Here is a 19,819-nt window from a genome sequence, read left to right on the forward strand (position 1 = left end):
GGTCTCAAGTCTGAGACCGTCGCAGACGTTTTGGCGGGCCCTTCTCCGCACTTCATGCCAGCATCCCAGTCTTTGACAAACGCCCGAAATTTCGGCCAATTGGGCAGGTAGGCCGTGCGGTGAGATTTGCCTCCATGGCTTTTCTTCTCGATGAGGCCCAACTCATCGAGTTCATTTGTTGCCCGGATCACAGCAGCGCGGCTGATTTTCAAAAGCTTCATGAGCCGGCCGATGCTGGGATCACATTGGCCAGTCTTGCGATTGAAGTGATCTATTATGGCGGCGGCAACACGGCGTGTAGCCGCCGTCAGCTCGGGCATAAGGCACACGGCTTTGAGTGCGAAAAGGATGTCATTCTGCTGGAGAAGGGCCATTCAGACCCCGCAGAACTTGCGCGCTGAACAGTTTGCAAATGCGCTGCTAAGATATTGATATCGTTTGGGCGCAAACGAGCCCGTTTTGCAAAAATTCCGAACCAATTCAATACACTGGGCCCGCTTCCTAATCTGAGGGTCACAGGTTCGAATCCTGTCGGGGTCACCACCACTTAGCATGGTTTTGCTTCTCCGTTTCCGGTTACCCGGACGCAGTTTCCAAACATGAAACCACCTGAGATTGTGCTGCCGGAAATATTTTGCTTTTTGATGTGTCTTTCATGAAAAGTGACTTGCTCCGGCCTCAACGGATGCCTGACATGGAACGTCATTGCCCTCCTGGATGGTTAAATCGGGCAAGTTTTCTTGCATGTCCAGTACGACATTCTCAAAATGCGAGACGGCCGAAAAACACTTGCGTACAGCACCGGTCAAGGTGCGAACCCTTTGCAGGCGCGTGCAATCTGAGGGCAGACCGAGGTTACGCCTGAACCAGCACAATATCGGCCTTTGGCCATGCACTACAGTTCTCACGTTGTGGGCCGAACTTGATCCGGTAGCAGACGATCATATAAATAACCAAAAAATGGCCCAACTCACATTGTTCAATGAGGCCGACCTTATTTCCGCAAAGGCGCGCATGTGATGGGTTTTTTCAAGCAGATACTGGTGCTGTGCGTCCTCGCAGGCCTCGGCGGCGGCGTGTACTGGTACTACGACACCCATATGGCCGGGGCGAGCGAAGCCAATGGCCCCAGGGCCCAGCGCGGCCCGCGCACGGTCAAGGTCGAGACAGTTCCAGCGGTTGAAAAAGCCTTGCCGCTGTTTGCCGAAGCGGTCGGATCGACCCGGGCGCTCAGAGCCGTTGACATTGTACCGCTGGCCGAAGGCCGCATCATTGAGATCGATATCGTCCCGGGCAGGGAAGTTGTGGAAGGCGCTGTCTTGGCGCGGCTCGACAACGAGATCGAGCGGGCAACGCTTGCGGAAGCCAAGGCCCGGATTGAAGAGCGGCGCCTTGCCATGGAGCGGGCGGAATCTCTCCGGCAGACAAACACGATCAGCCAGGCAAATCTGGAACTGCTGCGATCGGAACTGGCCATTGCGGGCGCAGAGCTTGACCGGGCCCAGCGGCGACTGGCCGACCGGGTCATCCGCGCCCCGTTCAGCGGGATCCTCGGCATCAGCTCAATCGATCTCGGGGCCCGTGTGGAAACCTCGACCGTGATCACCACACTCGATGATCTGTCCGAAGTCGAGATCGAGTTCCGCCTGCCGGAAACGTTTTACGGTCAGATCCGCCAGGATCAGGCGGTCACTGCGACAAGCGCGGCCTTTCCCGGCCGGTTCTTCAGCGGGAAAGTTGCGGCAATTGACAGCCGGGTCGACCAGACCTCGCGCTCCTTTCGGGTAAGAGCGCGCTTGCCGAACCCGGATCGGGCGCTTCCCGTGGGCATGTTCATGCGCCTTGAGATCGAACTCAGCGTGCGCAGCGCGATCGTCGTTCCGGAAGAAGCCCTGCAAGTGGAAGGCGGGAACATCTTTCTTTACGTCGCCAGCGAGGGAACCGCCGAACGGCGGACGGTGACGGCCGGCATCCGCCGGAACGGCGTGGTCGAAATCCTGGAGGGCGTTGCGGCCGGGGACGTCGTCATCCATCGCGGGATCCAGTCGCTGCGCAACGGCAGCACCATCGAGATCATCGGCGCACCGCCCGCCAGCTCGGGAGACGGGCCTGCAAGTCCGGAAACGGCGGCCAAACCGCACTCGGCAACGCGGGGATAACCGCGCATGCTGTCCGATCTTGCCATCCGCCGCCCGGTGCTCGCCGCTGTTGCCAGCCTTCTGATTATTGTATTTGGCATCGGGGTTTTGAACTCCATACCGGTGCGCGAGCTGCCGGACATCGACACCGCGGTGGTCACCATCACGACCACCTACCGCGGCGCGGCGCCGGAGGTGATCGACACAGACATTACCGAAATCATTGAAGGATCGGTCGCCGGTGTTGCCGGGGTGAAAACCATCAGTTCCAGCAGCCGGCGCGGCCGCAGCCGGGTGGTCGTGGAATTCGAAGTCGGCAACGATATCGACGCGGCGGCCAATGATGTGCGCGATGCCGTGTCGAGGGTGCGCGCCGATCTGCCGACCGACACAGACGAGCCGCAGGTGGTGAAGAACGATGCGGATTCGGACCCGGTCATGCGGCTGGCGGTCACCTCAGAACGCTTGAGCGCGGCCGAAATCACGGATTATGTCGACCGCTACATCATCGACCGGCTTGCCACGGTTCCGGGCGTTGCCTCAATTGAGACCTATGGCGGGCGTCCGAAAGCCGTCCGCGTCTGGCTGGACCGGCGCGCCATGGCGGCGCGGAACCTCACCGTGCTCGATATCGAACGCGCCCTGCAGCGCGCCAACATCGAACTGCCGGCCGGTGAACTGAAATCCGACGCCCGCCAGCTCTCCGTTCGCCTCGACAGCCGTTTGCCCACAGTGGATGCCTTTGCGGATGTCGTGATCGACCGGGTGGCCGGATACCCGATCCGGATCAAGGACATTGCAACGGTCGTCTCCGGGGTTGCGGAAGACGACACGATTGTGCGCAATAATGGGCGCACCGCCGTCGGCATGGCGGTCATCCGTCAAAGCCAGTCGAACACCATCGCCATTTCCGAGGCCGTGCGGGCCGAAATTGCCGAGCTAGAGCCGAACCTTCCCGCCGACATGCAGATCGAAGTCGGGTCGGATGACGCGATTTTCGTTGGTGCCTCGATCCGTGAGGTTGTCACTGCGCTGTTCCTGTCACTCGGTCTGGTCGTTCTCGTCATTCTTGTCTTCTTGCGGTCTTTCCGGGCAACGCTGATCCCGGCCATCACCATACCCATCGCCCTGATCGGAACCTTCGCGGCCATCGCCGCCCTGGGCTTTTCGATCAACGTCTTGACCTTGCTCGCCCTGCTGCTGGCCATCGGTCTGGTCGTGGATGATGCCATCGTAGTTCTGGAGAATATCCAGCGGCGGATCGACCGCGGCGAAACCCCGTTGATGGCAAGCTTCCTGGGCACACGTCAGGTCACTTTCGCCGTCCTGGCGACATCGATGACGCTCATTGCGGTGTTTGTCCCGCTGTCCTTCCTACAGGGCCAGGTCGGCCGCCTGTTTGTCGAATTCGGGTTTGTGATGGCCAGCGCGGTGGTCATCTCCACCTTTGTTGCGCTCACCGCCTGTCCGGCGCTTGCCTCCCGGGTGTTGTCACGGGGCTCAGGGGTATCAGAGGCTTCCGGTGACGGCGACATTCGCGAAAACTGGTTTCTGAGAGGCTTTCGCAGTGCGGTGACGCTCGCCGTGCGCATGCCGCTCGTGATCATCGCGCTGGCAGTGGCCGTCGCAGCAGCCGGCGCGCTGGTCTACCAGCAGCTTCCAAGCGAACTCACCCCCAGCGAAGACCGCGGCGTCGTGTTCGTGCCCCTGTCGGCCCCGCAAGGCAGCACAGTCACCTTCACCGACCAGGCCGCGCGCCAGGTCGAGCGCATATCCGAGCCGCTTGTCGCCTCTGGCGACGTTGAAACCGTGTTCACCTATACCGGCAGCTGGGGTCGCCCGCATCGGGCATTCGTTGTGCTGCGGCTGGCCGACTGGGACAACCGAGAGCGCTCCCACCGCGATGTGGTGCGGGCGATGATCCCGGACATGGGCAATATCACTGCGGCCCGCGGCTTTCCGATCACCCCGGCCGGGCTGGGCCTCCGCGGCAGCCGCACGCCGCTCAGAATTGTCGTGAGCGGGCCGGACTTCGAAAGCGTGAAGGAATGGGCGGCGATTTTGCTGGAGCGCGGGCAGGAAAACCCCAACCTGCGCAATCTTGAAATGGACTATGAGGAAAACCAGCCGCAACTCGACATCCAGCTCGACCGGGAACGCGCCGATGACCTGGGAATCTCCGTCGAGACCATTGCCACGACCCTCCAGACCCTTCTCGCCGCCCGCGAAGTGACCACCTATTTGGAGAGGGGCCGCGAATACCCCGTCCTCGTTCAGGCAGAGCTCGAAGACCGCGCGTCGCCTGAAGATATTGATTTCATCTTCCTGCGCGCCGATGACGGCGAAACCCTGGTGCCGCTCAGTGCGCTCATGTCGCTGGAGGTGAAAGCCGCCCCGGCCGAACTCAGACGCTTTGACCGGCTGCCCTCCATCACGATTGAGGGTGCGGTGGCGGAAGGCTATTCGCTCGGCGATGCGATCACCTACATGGAAGACGCAGCGGCCGAGCTTCTACCGGCCGAAGCGCGGATCAGTCTTGCCGGGCAATCCCAGCAGTTCCGCGAAACCTCAAGCGGAGCGGGCTTTACCTTCGCACTGGCGCTCCTGATCGTCTTCCTTGTGCTGGCCGCCCAGTTCGAGAGTTTCGTCCATCCGCTGGTGATCATGCTGACCGTGCCGCTTGGGGTGGCAGGCGCCGTCTTTGCGCTGGCGGCCAGCGGATTGTCGCTCAACATCTACAGCCAGATCGGGATCATCCTTTTGGTCGGTCTTATGGCGAAGAACGGCATCCTGATTGTCGAATTCGCCAATCAGCTGCGCGACGAAGGCAAGGGCGTCACCCAGTCGGCCATTGACGCAACTGTCCTGCGCCTGCGCCCGATTGTCATGACAATCATCTCAACCATTCTGGGAGCTATGCCGCTGGTGCTCGCGAGCGGCGCAGGCGCTGAAAGCCGGACGGCCATCGGAACAGTGATTGTCGGCGGGTTGCTCTTGTCCGGTGTCCTGACCCTGTTCCTGACCCCGGTGCTTTACAGCCTGCTCGCCCGCTTCACCAAGCCGCGCTCCGCCATAGAGCGCCGGCTTGATGCGGAACTGGGCAAGCGGCGAAAAACATCTGGTGCAGCCTCAGCCGAAGTGCCGGCCGCTGAGTAGTTACACCCGACCACATCACGCGCCTGGCATGCAGCCCACCTTTGCCAGAGACTGTTCTAAAAAACCGCACATCGGCCTCCCAGACAGAGCGGCGAGACGCATACCAGGTTTGAGAACTCCAATCGTCCGACACAGAAACGGGAAAATGATTTGCCCAAAAACTCACATGCCGGGTTAGCCATGAATGGAATAGTGCTGGCCGCGACTCTTGCGCTAGCTCCTGTCACATTTTCGCAGGGTCACGCACAAACACCCCATCAGTTCAAAGATATCATGGCCAACACGGACTTGAGTGATCGTGGGTTTACATTGAGCGAACGTATCATTTGGAAAGAGTCTGATTTGATTCCAGGCTGCCGCAAAAACTTTAAGGATGAAAAATGCGAAAGCATTGTGTTCCAGTATGTCCAGTGGCCGATCCCCAGAGGTCACGCTGATTTCAGGTCAGACACGCGTTTTCTTTCAAACCATCTTTTCAACAGTCTGATATTTTCTTCCGAAAAACGTAAAAATTCCATTCTACATGAAGAATGTAACGAGAATACCTTAGCTTTGCTAAACCAGTGGCGATCAGAAAATGTAGTGCCAATCAATTCTGCCAATTTGCTAGTAACATACCTATATCAGGACGACCCATGGTTCTTTTGCTTTCATAAAGAAAAGTACATTGCTCTCAAGGAGCGTAAAGCGGCAGGCGAGTTCAATCTCGAACATCTTGAGTTCTGGATATGGAAAGACGGAAAAGTCGTTGGTGACGTGTCGTGTGACACACTTTTAAGCAGGCGCGGCAAAACCAAACGATTTCCTCAATGCAGCTTGAATTTATTCTATGCAAATGGCGACGCGAGGATGACTATCAGCTCGTTTCCGGCAATCAATATTCGCAGAATTTTTTGTGAAATCAATGTAATAACGGATAAGTTTTGGGCAAATATCGATATAGAACCAAGTAAATACAGCATCAACGAAAATGAATTTTTCGGGGAGATAAAATTAACTTTACATGCCGACAACGTTGTTTCGACAATTGAATCGGACACACAATGACACAGATCGATAGAGATACTATTCAGCGGGCAAATGATTTAAATGCTTTCCGCAATTATGCAGACGCCTATTGGAAGCAACTTCACCGGGAAGCTTAGACCAACAAAGGCCCTCAACAATAAAAGGGCACGGATATATGGTAGGCGCGTTTTCCGCGACGACCGCGAAACACACGGCAGCGAGGTGTTTCCTTGACATGTCTCTCGGTTAATTCCGTGAGAGATGAGATCAAATTGGAGGCGGATCCCGACCCTGCAGCATAGTCTTTTGAGTGGCAGCTACGCCAATCGAAGAGGTGGTGCTTTGTCGGGTTTCTCTGAAGGTTGGTGATTACCGCGCGAGCCAACCGCCGTCGACAGGCAGGATGGCGCCGTGGATGAAGTTGGCATGGTCGCTGGCGAGGAAGGTAACCGGGCCTGCAATCTCGTGTGGTTTGCCCCATCGCCCTGCGGGCACCCTGCCGATCTGGTCGTCGGCTCGCTCAAGCCACCAGGAAGAATTCGGCAACATGACCAAACCCCAGGAAGACGGGCTGTTGAAACTGATTGGCGACGGGTGCGGCATTGCTGGCTGGCATGGCCATATAGGGGACGCGTTCCGCGACCGGCCGACCTATCACTTTCTGATCGGGGGGCAGTTCGTGGCCCACCCACCCGGCTGGCCGGACAACCTGCAGCCCAAGGAAGACTACATCGATTTCGATGTCACGATCTGCCGTCCGGACGACCCGATCGTGAAGGGGATCAAGAGTTTCCGGCTAACCTCCGAACAGTATTACATGCTCGTCGATCCCTCCAACGAGGTCTTGGCGACCACGACATTCTCAGGGGAGCATTTGTGGTGGATAGAGGACACGGTGATCCCGGTGGTCTGGAAACGCCGCTGGGACAAGGGCCGGGTGTTTTACTGCTCCATCGGCCACGAGCTGGACGATTTGAAGGTACCGCAAGTCACCGAAATCATCCGCCGCGGCTCGATCTGGGCAGCGGAGGGAAAACAATCCGGCAGCACACTTTTGGGTTAGATCCGAGAAAACTAAGGTTCAGGCGCGAAAAACTGAGTTTAGCGGACTACGTGCAGCGTGGTCTGCCTGAAAGGCACATTTTTTGTTCTAGGCAGATCGCTTGCCGGCCATTAGAGCTCCTATGCATTTGAAACAGACCAACAGCTGTAATAAACAGCTCAAGAAGAGGCCAGTCTGCAGTGCAGAAGTTGCGACAATGGCCCCCAACAAGTGGTCCTTCAATGCAGTCTGATATCCATAGGAAACGGAAAAGCAACTCAATTGGTTCGCCGCAAGCGGACGCGGGAACGCTGCCCATCAGCGTTACGATCATAACACTGAACGAGGCGGAGCGGATCGGTGGCATGATCCGCACTGTGAAGGGCCTTGCAGACGACATCGTTGTCGTGGACAGCGGCAGCACCGATGACACATGTAAGATTGCCGCAGATTTGGGTGCCCGGGTTTTTCACCGCGATTGGACGGGTTACGGCGAGCAAAAAGCCTATGCCGAGAGCTTAGCGAAAAACGACTGGATTTTAAGTCTGGACGCTGATGAGTTCCTGTCTCCGGAAAGCGCTATGCAGATACGCGCAGAGTTCCAAAATGGCGCGCCTGCGGCCGGAGCCTACCGTCTTTGGGTGGTTTTCGTCTATCCAGGTGATGAAAAGCCCCGTCCTTTTGCCAAGGACCACAGCATCGTCAAATTGTTTCATAGATCGATCGGCGGGACGAACACACACCCGATATTCGATCGCGTGGATGTCGCGGCCGGGATCGAACCGAAGAAACTGACAGCGCCGGTTTATCATCGGACAATTACCAATTTCAGCCAGATGGTGGACAAAGGGAACCGCTTTTCCTCGCATCAAGCAAAAGCACATAAGGCAAAGAGCACGTTCTACCTCAAGCTGCGTTTGCCTTTCGAAATGCCGTATTGGTTCCTCAGGGCATATCTTCTGCGCGGCCACATAACAGGCGGCTGGAAGGGCTTTATCTTCGCCATGAATATGGCGTACTTCCGTCTCATCAAGATTGCGAAACTGATCGAAGCCCGCGAGGCACAAAACGCTCTCAAAACAGGTAATTCCAGCCACTCAGTTTGAAACAGGCCTCTGAAAGACTTACCGTCGGCGCGCCTTAAGAGTGGGGCGCCTATCTTCGAAAAACAGGACTGATTTGTGATGATGAACTTCGATGCCCTCAAGGCTTCCGGCGTCCGTAAAGAGCCATTCAGATATATCGTGGGCGAAAGCGTCGTGACGCCAGAACAGGCCGCCGATATCCGGCGGGATTATCCCGATATTCAGGAAACCGGCTACCTGCCGCTTTCGAAACTCGAAGCCTCAGGCGCATTCAAACAGTTGATCGACGATTTGCAGTCATCGGAATTGGCTGAAATCTTGTCTGAGAAACTCGATCTCGACCTTCACGACAAACCCCGCATGATCACGGTAAGACGACACTCAAAGATCGGCGACGGCCGGATACACAACGATTCCAAGTCTAAGATCTGCACCATGTTAATCTACCTGAACGACGGCTGGAACGATGCCGAGGGTGGAGCCATTCGAGCGCTGAACGGCGAAAAGGATATGGATGATTATGCGGAAGAAGTTTCACCGCTCGCCGGCAACGTCTTCGCCTTTGCGCGCTCGGAAAATAGCTGGCACGGGCACCCGCCTTTTCAAGGAGAGCGGTTCGTCGTCCAGACTACATTTTTGACGTCTGAAGAAGAGCTCCGGCGAAAAGAGAATCGCGGTGGTTTTCAAACAAAGCTGAAGCGACTGTTTGGATTGAACTAGGCCCGTTTCGCTAGACTTGCGAAACACATGATCTGCAAAAAAGACGGCTCTTCAGCCGTCTTTCATTTGTTTTTGCGAAGCAAGTCCGGGACGGTTACACCGTCATTTTCCGCTGCGACTTTGCAATGACCATACCCTTCGAAGCGGCGCCGTGCGAAGTAACCGTAAGCCGTATTTGCCAATGCGTGAACACCGGGCAAAGACAAAAAACGCGCTAGCATGCGCCATCCGCGGAATTGACCCCACATCACAATGAACGCGTCGACGCGGCTATGCACCTTGCCGGTTTCATCTTCGACCCGCATAAACATGAGCGCTTCTGATTGCAAAATATTGCGCTGTGACAGAACGCTAGGGTCGCGGGCAATATCACACCATGCGATACTCTTGAGCGGTTGCCGGTTTTTGAAATAGTTGATTTCGCGACTGCAAAGGCCGCATTTCCCATCGTAAAAAACTGTGATCACAAATTTCTCCGGTTCGTCTGTTTGACTAGATACGAGCTGGAGCAAACAAAGGTTCAAAATGAAAAAGCCGACGATGCGCCGGCTTCCTCACTGATCTTGCCTCGGTGCTAACGCTTCACCCAGGCGGTCCGGTCGATATCAAGATCTGGGAAAGCGTCAGGATCCAGGACCGGACGCTCGACGCCGGCTTTGAGCTGCTCCCGAAAATCCTTCAGGATCCGCAGACATGTCGGCAGCAGCATCATGATGGCAATCAAGTTGACAACCGCGAGAATACCCATCAGCGGATCGGCAAAGAAAAAGACGCTGGTTGCCCCAGGCGCCGTAGCTCCAAGAAACACCACCACAACGACAACCAAACGCAGCAGATGTATGGCGAACCTTTGTTTGGTTATGACCGTCAACGCGTTCTCGCCGAGATAGTAGTTGTAGATAATGGTGCTAAACGAAAACAGCAGCAGCATGATCGCGAGCGCGTATTTTGACCAATCACCCAAATGATAGGCCAGCGATTGCTGGGTCAGCACAACGCCGTCAATGTCAGCCCCGGGCACGTAGACACCGGACAGCAAGATCACAAAAGCGGTACAGCTGCACACCACCATGGTGTCGATGAAAACAGAAAAGGCTTGGGTGATACCCTGGCTGACCGGGTGGCGTACATCCGCAGTAGCGGCAACGTTGGGTGCTGATCCCAGCCCGGCCTCGTTGGAAAACAGGCCCCGCCGCAGTCCTTGAGCGAGCGCTGCGCCCATGCCGCCGCCGACAGCTTCTTCAAACCCGAATGCATTTGCAACGATCTGATAGATCAGAGAAGGCAGTTCCGTAATATTGAAGAGGATCACAATCAACGACAGCAGAATGTATCCTATCGCCATGACCGGGACGATCACGTCAGACACCTTCGCGATTCGCCGGATGCCGCCGAACACGATCACTCCAGCCAGAATTGCCAGACCAATCCCGGTCCACAGGCGGGGAAGACCAAAACTCTCCTGAATAGCTCCTGCCACGGTGTTGCCCTGAAACGCGTTGAAACCCAGGCCGAATGCGCCGATCAAACAAATTGCGTAAAGGACCGCCAGCCAGCGATAATCTGCCCCCAGACCGTGAATGATTGATCTGGCCGGGCCACCGCGGAACATCCCGTCAGGCTGCCGCCGCTTGTAGAGCTGGGCCAATGAGCTTTCGACCAGGCTGGTTGCCATGCCGACAAACGCGATTGCCCACATCCAGAAAACGGCTCCAGGGCCGCCAAGGGTGATCGCCACGGCAACGCCGGCGACATTGCCACCGCCAACCCGTCCGCCAACAGACAAGAGCAACGCTTCACGTGCCGAAATCGCATTCGGATCTGCGGACTGATTTTTTCCCTTTAGGACCCGGAACATGCGGCCAAAAAACTGAAATTGGACAAAGCCAGTCAGCGCAGTAATGAAAACGCCGAAAATCACCAGTAACGGGATGAGTGACCACCCCCAGGTCAAGTCGCCGATAACGGCGAACAAGTCGTAAATCAGGCCCATCGTTTGCTCCCTAGTGCGCCGGCTGCGCGGCGCTTTTATTTTTCATCGCGCTTACTACGCGTATGTCGGCATCTGACATCTCGAAAGATGCTCGTCTACGCTTTTTATTGATAATAATGACAATATACCCAAAAGCGCACTTGGCGCTTTTACGCCCAAGCACAAAAAATTCAATCGCAAAGACGTGAAAGACAGGCGGCAAGCCGGACAACGTCGTCACGATGGCCGATAGAGCGGCGCCGAAACCGGTTAGACCGAGCGTTTACCGCCCGTCCCCCAAAAGGTTTCAAAAGGATTGCCACGGGGAACATGACACTTTGAGGCTACCTCACTAAAGTGAGGGCTCAAGCGCTGCGGACCCGACCGGTAACACTTCGGGGAAAGCACATTCGCCGACGAGAGGACCAGACATGCGTGAGCACTATGACAAGCTCCCGAAACACGCTGCGAACCATGTTGCTCTCTCGCCACTGTCTTTCCTCGAGAGGACGGCAGCCATTTTCCCCGAGCGGACCGCACTGGTTTACAACGACCAAATTTGGACTTGGGCGCAAGTCTTCGATCGTGTGCGCCGGATCGCATCCTGCCTCAAGGGCTTGGGAATCGGTCTGGGCGACACGGTTTCGGTGATGGCGGCGAATACACCGGAGATGTTCGAACTGCACTATGCCGTACCAGCAACAGGGGCAGTGTTGAATGCGATCAACACAAGACTGGAACCAGATACTGTCGCCTACATTTTAGAACACAGCGACGCAAAAATGGTGATTGCGGACACAGCATTTACCGCAATCATCGAAAAAGCATTCGAGTTGAACGGTAAAGCCCTTCCAGTGATCAATATCGAGGATCCAACCGGCCCCTTCGGTGCGCCTATTGGCCCGCATACTTATGATGCGCTTGTGGTGAATGGAAACCCCGAATTTCAATGGAACGGCCCACATGACGAGTGGCAAGCCCTGGCTCTGAATTACACGTCGGGAACATCGGGGCGCCCGAAAGGCGTGGTCTATCACCACCGCGGCGCCTATCTGGTCAGCATGGGTACTCCGATTGCATGGGAACTGCCGCGGCATCCGGTCTACCTGTATTGCGTGCCGATGTTCCATTGCAATGGATGGTGCCACGCCTGGGCAATGACGCTCGCTGCCGGAACCCTCATATGCATGCGTCAATTTACGGGCCAGTTGGTTTTCGACTTGATCGCCAAACATGGCGTGACCCATCTGGGCGGCGCGCCAATCGTTCTGTCAATGCTGCTCAACACGCCCCAAGCCGATCGGATTGCTCTGCCCGGTCCGGTTAAAATTATGACCGCAGGCGCCCCGCCGCCCGCCGCGGTTCTCGCAGCCACCAAGGTACTCGGGTTTGAGGTTATGCAGGTGTACGGCCTCACAGAAACCTATGGCCATATTGCCCAATGCCTGTGGCGGGACGAATGGGGGGCGCTGTCACCAGACGAGCAGGCCGAGCTGCAGTCCTGGCAAGGCATCGCGTTCCCGATGACTGAACGTGTCGATGTCGTCGATCGCGAGACCCTTGAACCCGTGCCATGGAATGGCAAAACGCAGGGCGAGATCGTCATTCGGAGCAACACAGTCATGAAGGGCTACTACAAAAATCCGGAAGCAACCGAAACGGCCTTTGAAGGCGGCGCATTTCGGTCCGGCGATGCAGCCGTCCGCCATCCGAACGGCTACATACAGATCCGGGACAGGCTGAAGGATGTGATCATTTCAGGCGGTGAAAACATTTCCTCTGTGGAAGTGGAAAGTGTTCTGCACCGCCATCCGGATGTTTCGCTTGCTGCCGTGGTGGCGCTGCCGGACAAAAAGTGGGGCGAAGTACCTTGCGCTTTCGTGGAACTGAAGGAAAACGGAACCGCAACAGAAGAAAGTCTGATTGCATTCTGCCGCGAAAATATGGCCGGCTTCAAACGGCCAAAGAAGATCATCTTCACCGAACTGCCCAAAACAGCAACGGGCAAGATCCAGAAATTCGTGTTGCGGCAGAAAGCCAAAGCGCTGGAATCGACACCAACTAGCGGGGAATTTTAATGACATTCAAGGCATTGCTCGTCGAAAAGGACGAAGAGGGTAAGACCCACGCATCTGTTAAGGACCTGGAAGATAACCAGTTACCGGACGGCAATGTGACGGTGTCGGTCGACTATTCCACCTTGAACTATAAGGACGGGCTGTGCGTCGGCCCGGGCGGCGGGCTCGTCAAAACCTACCCGCATGTGCCAGGCATCGACTTTGCTGGAACGGTCGATGAATCCTCCGACCAATGGTACAAACCGGGGGACAAGGTCGTATTGACGGGCTGGCGCGTTGGCGAAGTTTGGTGGGGCGGCTATGCGCAAAAGGCCTGTGTTAAAGGCGAGTGGCTCGTGCCGCTTCCCGACGGCTTGACCATGCGGGACGCCATGGCCATCGGAACGGCCGGCTTCACTGCGATGCTCGCCGTGATGGCGCTCGAAGACCATGGCCTGAAGCCGGAAAACGGCCCCGTACTGGTCACCGGCGCTGCGGGCGGTGTTGGTTCCGTCGCAACCGCGATCCTCTCTAAGCTGGGATATGAAGTGGCAGCTGTGACCGGACGCGAATCCACGTGGGAATATCTAAAAGCGCTCGGTGCCAGCACGATTGTCCCGCGCGACGACGTCAACGAAACGGTCAAACGCCCGCTTGAAGCCGAAACCTGGGCCGGATGTATTGATGCCGTTGGCGGCCCGATGCTCGCACGCGTTCTTGGTCAGATGAAATACGGCGCCTCTGTTGCCGCTGTTGGCTTGGCAGGCGGGGCGAACCTGCCGGCTACAGTGATCCCGTTCCTGTTGCGAGGCGTCAATCTTCTGGGCATCGACAGTGTGATGAAGCCCTATGACGACAGGGTCCGCGCGTGGAATCGCCTCGCGACAGATTTGCCGCTGGACAAGCTTCACGACATGATTCACCCGGCCACTTTGAGCGACCTGCCACAGCTTGGCGCCGACATACTCAAAGGCCAAGTCAAGGGCCGGGTCGTCGTTGATGTGAATGGCTGACCCAGCAAACACTGGCCTGTCATAGAGGACAACGCCAAAATATGACGGATTACGGTTGCGTCCGGGCGCATGTTTCCTTATAAGCGCCCGGTCCAGAGTCGTCCGGCTCGTTGTGGGCCGGCTATTTGTATTCATACGCAAGCCATCCCCGACCAGACATGGGCATGCCGTGGCGACTTCTCGATGCACCAAAAAAGAAGCGCTGGATCTGATCCGGCGCGCCAAGGAAAGGATGCAAAATGCCCAAGTTGAAAACAAAGTCCGGCGCTAAAAAGCGCTTTAAAGTGACTGCAACCGGCAAGGTGAAAACCGCTCAGGCTGGCAAGCGTCATGGCATGATCAAGCGCACGAACAAGTTCATCCGGAACGCCCGTGGCACCACCACGCTGAGCGATCAGGATGCACGCATCGTGAAGCAGTTCCTGCCCTACGCATAAGCCAGCCTTTTAAGGAGATCACCTAGATGTCACGCGTAAAAAGGGGCGTTACCGCCCACGCTCGTCACAAAAAAGTTTTGAAGGCTGCCAAGGGCTACTACGGCCGCCGCAAGAATACCATTCGCGTCGCCAAGCAGGCTGTCGAGAAAGCCGGCCAGTACGCTTATCGCGACCGGAAGGCGAAAAAGCGGACGTTCCGCTCACTCTGGATCCAGCGCATCAACGCTGCGACTCGTGAGCACGGCCTCACCTATGGCCGCTTCATTGACGGTCTGAACAAGGCTGGCGTTGAAGTTGACCGCAAGGTTCTGTCCGACCTCGCAATTCATCAGCCAGATGCGTTCAAGGCACTGGTGGACAAGGCCCAAGGCGCCCTCGCCTAAGCCAGGAAAACACGAAGTTCGAAAAACGCGCCTCTCCGGCGCGTTTTTTATGGCAGGGGCTCCATCAAAACCGCATAGACGTCGCCGGAATTAGCGTCCTGCGGTAGAGCTTCGACAAACTGCCAAAGTTCCTTAGCCGCAACGGAGTTTTCGAATTCGAACCGCTGGCTTTCACCAAGTGCAATATTGAAACGATAAGGCCCAAGCCCCTCGAGCAGCAAGCAACACTCTTTGACCAGCCCCCGCTGGATCGTCGTAAATTCAAATGACAAGGCGGAAACCGCGTGGCTGAGCCCGCGCAACACATCCGGCTCAAAACCCTCGACATCAATCTTTACAAAATCAGGGATTCCGTTTGAGGCGATCAGTTGATCCAAAGTGACACACGGCACCTCAATCTGATCATCCCAAACCTGACCCCGCCATCCATGTGCGCCTTCGGCAGCTTTCGTGAAGGCCTGGGACGCCGTCGAGACCGTCGGATTTCGTGAATTCACGCTTAAGGTCAAAAGACCCGGCTTTGCTCCGCAGGCGGCTTGAACCAAAGACACTGAAGCGTCCCGCCCGTGAATGATCTGCAATGCCCTGAAGGGTAAAGGCTGCGGCTCGACGGCCACAACTCTGGCTCCGCAGCGGCGGAACGCCCCGATCCGGTCACCGACATGGCTGCCGATATCAAAAGCGAGGGTGCCAGGCCCTAGAAACCGCTTGTAAAGGCGATCCATTGCGGCAACCCGTTCCGGCTCACCGTAATAGGTCCGCAAGGACTTGAATACACCCCTCAATGCTTGTGATGGCATAGCTCCTCCGCTTCCCAGGCAGCTAAAGGGGATATCCAATGCTTGTCCAGCATTTGCTCACATTGTTAACTTTTTTGATCACGAAATGAGGAAAACAGAGGACAAAAGGTTAACAAGCACTTACGTTTGGCATGACACTTGCGGATTCAAGGTGAGGCACGCGTCAGGTGTGCCTATCTGAAACAGGCAAAGGCTTAGATCGTGCGAATTGAACCGGTTTCCGCTTTGGGGCGTTCCAATGTGAAGCGTAAGCAGCCCGCGGATGAAAAGGAGCAGGAAAGACAGCGCCCTAAGCGCGATTTCAAGGCTCCGCTCGTGGTGGAACCGGCGATCGTCCGCGAGCATAATATTTACACGAAAGGGTTCCGACCGAACTCCGTGTTTATTGCTCATTTGATTGCCACACGTGACCGTGACCCGCAGACCCGCACGAATTGGCGGGTCGACCCGCAAGAAGGCAACGACACCTATCGCGAAATTGCCGCGCGCCCACGCCGCCGGCAAGCTGGCCATGTTGTCTCCACGAGCCTTTAGACCCCTCCACGCAAAACACATAGACTGTGACACAGGGCACAGTGTTGCCACCATCTCCTGTGCAAATGATGCTTGCTGGGGGAATTGGTAACGTCCGGACAAGATCTTCGCGCCGGACTTTGGATGGGAGCACGCCATGCGCATTCAACCGGCAAGACGGCTGGATTCAGACCCTGATGATCGACGCAGACGCGCCCCTTATCGCCGCAGACAACCGATCGCATCGTTTCCATCGACGTTGACAGCAGCAATGGCGCGCACACCAAATGTACCGCCGGTGCACGTGATCCGGGCAGATCATGACAACATGTTGTCTGACCTGCTTCAACTACAGGAAGACGCGTTGCGGGCGTCAAAAATCAATTCAAACCAGTGAGCGGTTGCTTCAGTAACCGCCTGCGTGCCCGTCCTTGCGTGGATCGGACCCGGCAATCAGTAAATGGCGCGCCGGCTCGATCATTATCGCCTGGCTGCCGCCAATCGGGTTTTTTGATAGACTAATGTCATGGCCGCGCGCCCGTAACCCCTCCAGCGTCGCTGCCGGGACGGTTTTTTCGGCCTCGAGCGCGTGGGACTTGAGATCCATGAACATGCGCGGAAAATCGATCGCTGCCTGCACATCCATCCCGTAGTCAATAATGTTGGTCAGCAGATGAGCGTGACCGCATGCCTGGTAATGCCCCCCCATGACCCCAAAGCACAACCAGGGTTTACCGCCTTTCAGCCCCATGGCTGGAATGATGGTATGAAGCGGGCGTTTGCTGCCGGCAATTGAGTTCGCCATTCCGGGCCGAGGGGAAAAAACAGACCCTCGATTGTGAAGCAACACACCTGACTTCGGTGCAACAATTCCGCTGCCGAACTCGCTGAAAATCGAATTGATCAACGACACGCTTAAGCCGTCTTTATCGACGACCGAAATGTAGACCGTATCAGTTTGCGGGAAGAGCGCCGAGGGTGAGAGCGTTCCGATCCGCCGGTCCATGGAGACCATGTCCGCAAGCTCAGAGATGTAGTCTTCGTTGACAAGTGTCGAGTGGCAAATGTCCATGAACCCAGGATCGGTCACATACTGATCGCGAACACTGTAGCCGATCCGCGTTGCTTCCATGGCTAGATGAAACCGCTCAGGACCGTAAGGGTCGAAATTTCGAAGATCAAAGCGCTCCAGGATACCGAGGATCAAAAGCGCGATGACACCCTGGCCATTGGGCGGCAACTCAGCAATCGTATGACCATTGTAGGTCCGCATAACAGGCGAGACCGCTGTCGTATGGCAGGCAGCCAGATCGTCCGGATGCATGAGTCCGCCAAGCTCGGCAAGTGCGTCGACAATGTCTTGTGCTATGGCGCCGGAATAAAATGCGTCAGCCCCACCGGATGCGATCGCGCCAAGCGTTTCAGCAAGCCGCGGGTATTTTAATATTGTACCAACTTTCGGAGCCTCGCCTTTAACCAGATAGGCCGCTGCACTGGCCGGTAACTTGGCAAGCTTTTCAACGTTCTTGACCCAATCGCGGGCGACCCGCGGCGCAACAGGAAAACCGTTTTCAGCATAGTCGATCGCACGGGTAAGCAACCGGTCGAATGGCAACTCACCATGCGCTTTGGACAAGGTTTCCCACGCGCGTACGGCTCCAGGAACGGTAACGCCGTGCGGCGATACCGGCGTAATCTGATCCACCCCAAGCTCAGCGAGCTTTTCCGCCGATGCGGCTTTGGGAGCACCGCCCGAGCCGTTAAATCCGATCATGCGGCCGTCGGATTCCATAACGATTGCAAAGCAATCGCCGCCAATCCCGTTCATATGTGGTTCGACAACAGCCTGAACGGCACATGCCGCCAGTGCGGCATCCACTGCGTTGCCGCCGTCCTGCAGGATTTCAAGGGCCGCGGATGTTGCCAAGGGATGCGACGTCGCGACTGCGGCATTCTTGGAGAAAACAGGCGAACGACCGGGTATTTCGAAGTCACGCAGCATAGTTTTCCTCCCAAGCGGCCAATCATCTTTTCGCCTCCGGAAGCAATGATTGGCTTCTTTTTCTCCTAGTCGGCGCGCTGTCCAGATGCTAGCGGTCCCGGCACAGGCAATGGCGGACATTACGGAGAAGTTTCAAAATGCGCAAACTATCACTTTCAACCGCACAGAAGATCATTTCTGCCGCATTCGAAAAGGCAGCCGAATTGGGCTTGAAACCGCTGACGGTCGTTGTCCTTGACGACGGAGGGCATGCGGTTTCAATGGCCCGTCAGGACGGGTCATCGATCCTGCGCCCGCAAATCGCCAACGGCAAAGCCTATGGTGCTTTGGCTGTCGGAACGGGCACACGATGGCTGAACGCAAATGCGGAAACCCGTCCCCATTTCGTTCAGGCACTGAACGGCGCTGCCGGCGGCGCAATCGTACCGGTACCGGGCGGCGTACTGGTCAAGAGCCCGGATGGCGCCGTTCTTGGAGCTGTCGGCGTAACAGGTGATACATCCGACAATGATGAAGCGGCAGCGCTGGCCGGCATTGAAGCCGTTCAACTGGTCGCAGATTGCGGATAACAGCCATCGAAAACAAAAAGGCCAGCTACGACAAGAGACCTAGGTCCCTACGCAGCTGGCCACGTATGTGACTCGCAAAGCTAAGATTTATCGGACAGCGCGTTGATCTTTTCCTGCATGTCCGACAGCTGTTTTTTCATCGCGTCAAGCTCGGAACTGTCTTCTTTGCCGCCGCGTTGCGGCTTGTCTGCCTGAGTGGCGCCGCCTTCGCCCGTCGGGAACGGCATGAACATCTTCATGGCCCGCTCAAACATTTCAGTGTTCCGTTTGACCTGGTCTTCGATCGCATCGAAAGCGGTCGCACCAAAGGCCTCACTCATTTGCGCCCGGATCTTTTCCTGTTCTTGCGTCAACGACGTCATCGAATACTCCAGGAAACTCGGCACCAGCCCCTGCATGCTGTCTCCATAAAACCGGATCAGCTGACGCAGGAAAGTCACGGGCAATAGGTTCTGCCCCTTTCCTTCCTGTTCGAAGATGATCTGCGTCAGCACAGAACGGGTTATGTCGTCACCCGTCTTGGCATCATAGACGACAAAATCCTCCTCGCCCTTCACCATCACCGCAAGATCTTCAAGCGTGACGTATGTGCTGGTGCCCGTGTTGTAGAGGCGCCGATTCGCATATTTCTTGATGATTGTCGGCTCAGTGGTCTTTGCCATTATACATTCCGTTTGAAAGGAGCCTTTCGGCAAGTTCCTTTTTGGCGACAACACGTTCTTGCTGTCTGTCGCCTCCTCCGACTTTTAGACTAAGCCATTCGCATTGTGTCTTACCAGCGTTTTTATATGCAATGACGAAAGGATGAGGCGCGGCTTGCAAAATCCCGTAAAAGGTACGGAGGTTCCCGGTTGACAGCCGTTCCGACGCGGTCTCTAGTCGCGGGCGAGTGGGCCGGCTCGCTGGTGCAAAATTGCCATCGAA

20 protein-coding genes are annotated in these 19,819 nt (G+C 56.4%); 13 read left to right on the forward strand and 7 right to left on the reverse strand.

All coding sequences use genetic code 11. The features are described 5' to 3' along the window. Positions 1–374: helix-turn-helix domain-containing protein (locus tag JM93_RS15500; protein ID WP_145345290.1), on the reverse strand; the 374-nt coding region annotated here is incomplete at its 3' end. A gap of 645 nt (positions 375–1,019) precedes the next feature. Between JM93_RS15500 and JM93_RS15505 the strand changes: the two genes are divergently transcribed. The 3 genes from JM93_RS15505 to JM93_RS15515 all read left to right on the forward strand — a co-directional run bounded on the left by JM93_RS15505 (position 1,020) and on the right by JM93_RS15515 (position 6,341). Then, positions 1,020–2,159 (forward strand): efflux RND transporter periplasmic adaptor subunit, encoded by a 1,140-nt coding sequence (locus JM93_RS15505; RefSeq protein WP_155197580.1) that lies wholly within the window; start codon positions 1,020–1,022, stop codon positions 2,157–2,159. Between the two features lie 6 nt (positions 2,160–2,165). Beyond that, positions 2,166–5,294, forward strand: coding sequence for an efflux RND transporter permease subunit (locus tag JM93_RS15510; RefSeq protein ID WP_145345294.1), 3,129 nt, complete (start codon positions 2,166–2,168; stop codon positions 5,292–5,294). Between the two features lie 150 nt (positions 5,295–5,444). Beyond that, the gene (locus tag JM93_RS15515) at positions 5,445–6,341 is read left to right on the forward strand and encodes a hypothetical protein (protein ID WP_145345297.1); all 897 of its coding nucleotides are present in this window, start codon (positions 5,445–5,447) and stop codon (positions 6,339–6,341) included. A gap of 330 nt (positions 6,342–6,671) precedes the next feature. Here JM93_RS15515 and JM93_RS22195 read toward each other — a convergent pair whose 3' ends face one another. Continuing rightward, positions 6,672–6,851, reverse strand: coding sequence for an SDR family oxidoreductase (locus JM93_RS22195; protein ID WP_280114433.1), 180 nt, complete (start codon positions 6,849–6,851; stop codon positions 6,672–6,674). On the opposite strand from JM93_RS22195, the gene JM93_RS15525 reads away from it, so the two are divergent. From JM93_RS15525 to JM93_RS15535, 3 genes are all read left to right on the forward strand, one after another. Beyond that, positions 6,850–7,365, forward strand: coding sequence for a ThuA domain-containing protein (locus tag JM93_RS15525; protein ID WP_425280828.1), 516 nt, complete (start codon positions 6,850–6,852; stop codon positions 7,363–7,365). The two genes, JM93_RS22195 and JM93_RS15525, sit on opposite strands and share 2 nt — an antisense overlap. A gap of 221 nt (positions 7,366–7,586) precedes the next feature. Further along, on the forward strand, positions 7,587–8,450 hold the full coding sequence (locus JM93_RS15530; RefSeq protein ID WP_145345302.1) for a glycosyltransferase family 2 protein: 864 nt from the start codon (positions 7,587–7,589) through the stop codon (positions 8,448–8,450). A 78-nt stretch (positions 8,451–8,528) separates the two neighbouring features. Further along, positions 8,529–9,149 carry a 2OG-Fe(II) oxygenase family protein gene (locus tag JM93_RS15535; RefSeq protein WP_155197579.1) on the forward strand — a complete coding sequence of 207 codons (621 nt, stop codon included), beginning with the start codon at positions 8,529–8,531 and terminating at the stop codon, positions 9,147–9,149. Between the two features lie 62 nt (positions 9,150–9,211). Here JM93_RS15535 and JM93_RS15540 read toward each other — a convergent pair whose 3' ends face one another. Continuing rightward, complete coding sequence (locus JM93_RS15540) at positions 9,212–9,616, reverse strand: thiol-disulfide oxidoreductase DCC family protein (protein WP_145345305.1); 405 nt, start codon at positions 9,614–9,616, stop codon at positions 9,212–9,214. A 107-nt stretch (positions 9,617–9,723) separates the two neighbouring features. Beyond that, positions 9,724–11,142, reverse strand: a complete 1,419-nt coding sequence (locus JM93_RS15545) for an alanine/glycine:cation symporter family protein (protein WP_145345308.1) — start codon at positions 11,140–11,142, stop codon at positions 9,724–9,726. Between the two features lie 410 nt (positions 11,143–11,552). On the opposite strand from JM93_RS15545, the gene JM93_RS15550 reads away from it, so the two are divergent. The 4 genes from JM93_RS15550 to rplT all read left to right on the forward strand — a co-directional run bounded on the left by JM93_RS15550 (position 11,553) and on the right by rplT (position 15,011). Continuing rightward, positions 11,553–13,199, forward strand: coding sequence for an AMP-binding protein (locus JM93_RS15550; protein WP_145345311.1), 1,647 nt, complete (start codon positions 11,553–11,555; stop codon positions 13,197–13,199). Beyond that, on the forward strand, positions 13,199–14,191 hold the full coding sequence (locus JM93_RS15555; protein WP_145345314.1) for an MDR family oxidoreductase: 993 nt from the start codon (positions 13,199–13,201) through the stop codon (positions 14,189–14,191). The genes JM93_RS15550 and JM93_RS15555 overlap by 1 nt, the downstream gene beginning before the upstream one ends. 239 nt (positions 14,192–14,430) lie before the next feature. Next, a complete protein-coding gene (gene rpmI / locus JM93_RS15560; protein WP_145345317.1) occupies positions 14,431–14,628 on the forward strand; it encodes a 50S ribosomal protein L35 in 198 nt (65 codons plus the stop codon). Positions 14,629–14,654: 26 nt separating this feature from the next. Continuing rightward, positions 14,655–15,011 carry a 50S ribosomal protein L20 gene (gene rplT / locus JM93_RS15565; protein WP_145345320.1) on the forward strand — a complete coding sequence of 119 codons (357 nt, stop codon included), beginning with the start codon at positions 14,655–14,657 and terminating at the stop codon, positions 15,009–15,011. A 47-nt stretch (positions 15,012–15,058) separates the two neighbouring features. Here the strand turns inward: rplT and JM93_RS15570 are convergent, their stop codons facing one another. Then, positions 15,059–15,811 (reverse strand): FkbM family methyltransferase, encoded by a 753-nt coding sequence (locus JM93_RS15570; RefSeq protein WP_145345322.1) that lies wholly within the window; start codon positions 15,809–15,811, stop codon positions 15,059–15,061. A 240-nt stretch (positions 15,812–16,051) separates the two neighbouring features. Between JM93_RS15570 and JM93_RS15575 the strand changes: the two genes are divergently transcribed. Both JM93_RS15575 and JM93_RS15580 read left to right on the forward strand, forming a co-directional pair. Beyond that, positions 16,052–16,345: a hypothetical protein gene (locus JM93_RS15575; RefSeq protein WP_145345324.1), complete on the forward strand. Its 294-nt coding sequence runs from the start codon at positions 16,052–16,054 to the stop codon at positions 16,343–16,345. A 136-nt stretch (positions 16,346–16,481) separates the two neighbouring features. Then, complete coding sequence (locus tag JM93_RS15580) at positions 16,482–16,721, forward strand: hypothetical protein (protein ID WP_145345326.1); 240 nt, start codon at positions 16,482–16,484, stop codon at positions 16,719–16,721. A gap of 9 nt (positions 16,722–16,730) precedes the next feature. Here JM93_RS15580 and ggt read toward each other — a convergent pair whose 3' ends face one another. Next, positions 16,731–18,326 (reverse strand): gamma-glutamyltransferase, encoded by a 1,596-nt coding sequence (gene ggt / locus JM93_RS15585; protein WP_145345328.1) that lies wholly within the window; start codon positions 18,324–18,326, stop codon positions 16,731–16,733. A gap of 137 nt (positions 18,327–18,463) precedes the next feature. Between ggt and JM93_RS15590 the strand changes: the two genes are divergently transcribed. Then, entirely contained in the window at positions 18,464–18,895 is a 432-nt protein-coding gene (locus tag JM93_RS15590; RefSeq protein WP_145345330.1) for a GlcG/HbpS family heme-binding protein, read from the forward strand. Positions 18,896–18,975: 80 nt separating this feature from the next. Here JM93_RS15590 and phaR read toward each other — a convergent pair whose 3' ends face one another. Beyond that, complete coding sequence (phaR, locus tag JM93_RS15595) at positions 18,976–19,557, reverse strand: polyhydroxyalkanoate synthesis repressor PhaR (RefSeq protein WP_145345332.1); 582 nt, start codon at positions 19,555–19,557, stop codon at positions 18,976–18,978. Positions 19,558–19,819: the final 262 nt, after the last annotated feature.

The sequence above is a fragment of the Roseibium hamelinense genome, from assembly GCF_007830545.1.
Lineage (GTDB): Bacteria > Pseudomonadota > Alphaproteobacteria > Rhizobiales > Stappiaceae > Roseibium > Roseibium hamelinense.

Bases quoted from the DNA above. Each gene is read 5' to 3' on its own strand.
- JM93_RS15505 (WP_155197580.1), top strand. From the start codon at position 1,020: ATGGGTTTTTTCAAGCAGATACTGGTGCTGTGCGTCCTCGCAGGCCTC.
- JM93_RS15535 (WP_155197579.1), top strand. From the start codon at position 8,529: ATGATGAACTTCGATGCCCTCAAGGCTTCCGGCGTCCGTAAAGAGCCA.
- ggt (WP_145345328.1), bottom strand. From the start codon at position 18,326: ATGCTGCGTGACTTCGAAATACCCGGTCGTTCGCCTGTTTTCTCCAAG.
- JM93_RS15555 (WP_145345314.1), top strand. From the start codon at position 13,199: ATGACATTCAAGGCATTGCTCGTCGAAAAGGACGAAGAGGGTAAGACC.
- JM93_RS15530 (WP_145345302.1), top strand. From the start codon at position 7,587: ATGCAGTCTGATATCCATAGGAAACGGAAAAGCAACTCAATTGGTTCG.
- JM93_RS15550 (WP_145345311.1), top strand. From the start codon at position 11,553: ATGCGTGAGCACTATGACAAGCTCCCGAAACACGCTGCGAACCATGTT.
- rplT (WP_145345320.1), top strand. From the start codon at position 14,655: ATGTCACGCGTAAAAAGGGGCGTTACCGCCCACGCTCGTCACAAAAAA.
- JM93_RS15545 (WP_145345308.1), bottom strand. From the start codon at position 11,142: ATGGGCCTGATTTACGACTTGTTCGCCGTTATCGGCGACTTGACCTGG.
- JM93_RS15510 (WP_145345294.1), top strand. From the start codon at position 2,166: ATGCTGTCCGATCTTGCCATCCGCCGCCCGGTGCTCGCCGCTGTTGCC.
- JM93_RS15580 (WP_145345326.1), top strand. From the start codon at position 16,482: ATGCGCATTCAACCGGCAAGACGGCTGGATTCAGACCCTGATGATCGA.
- JM93_RS15525 (WP_425280828.1), top strand. From the start codon at position 6,850: ATGACCAAACCCCAGGAAGACGGGCTGTTGAAACTGATTGGCGACGGG.
- JM93_RS15590 (WP_145345330.1), top strand. From the start codon at position 18,464: ATGCGCAAACTATCACTTTCAACCGCACAGAAGATCATTTCTGCCGCA.
- JM93_RS22195 (WP_280114433.1), bottom strand. From the start codon at position 6,851: ATGTTGCCGAATTCTTCCTGGTGGCTTGAGCGAGCCGACGACCAGATC.
- rpmI (WP_145345317.1), top strand. From the start codon at position 14,431: ATGCCCAAGTTGAAAACAAAGTCCGGCGCTAAAAAGCGCTTTAAAGTG.
- JM93_RS15570 (WP_145345322.1), bottom strand. From the start codon at position 15,811: ATGCCATCACAAGCATTGAGGGGTGTATTCAAGTCCTTGCGGACCTAT.
- phaR (WP_145345332.1), bottom strand. From the start codon at position 19,557: ATGGCAAAGACCACTGAGCCGACAATCATCAAGAAATATGCGAATCGG.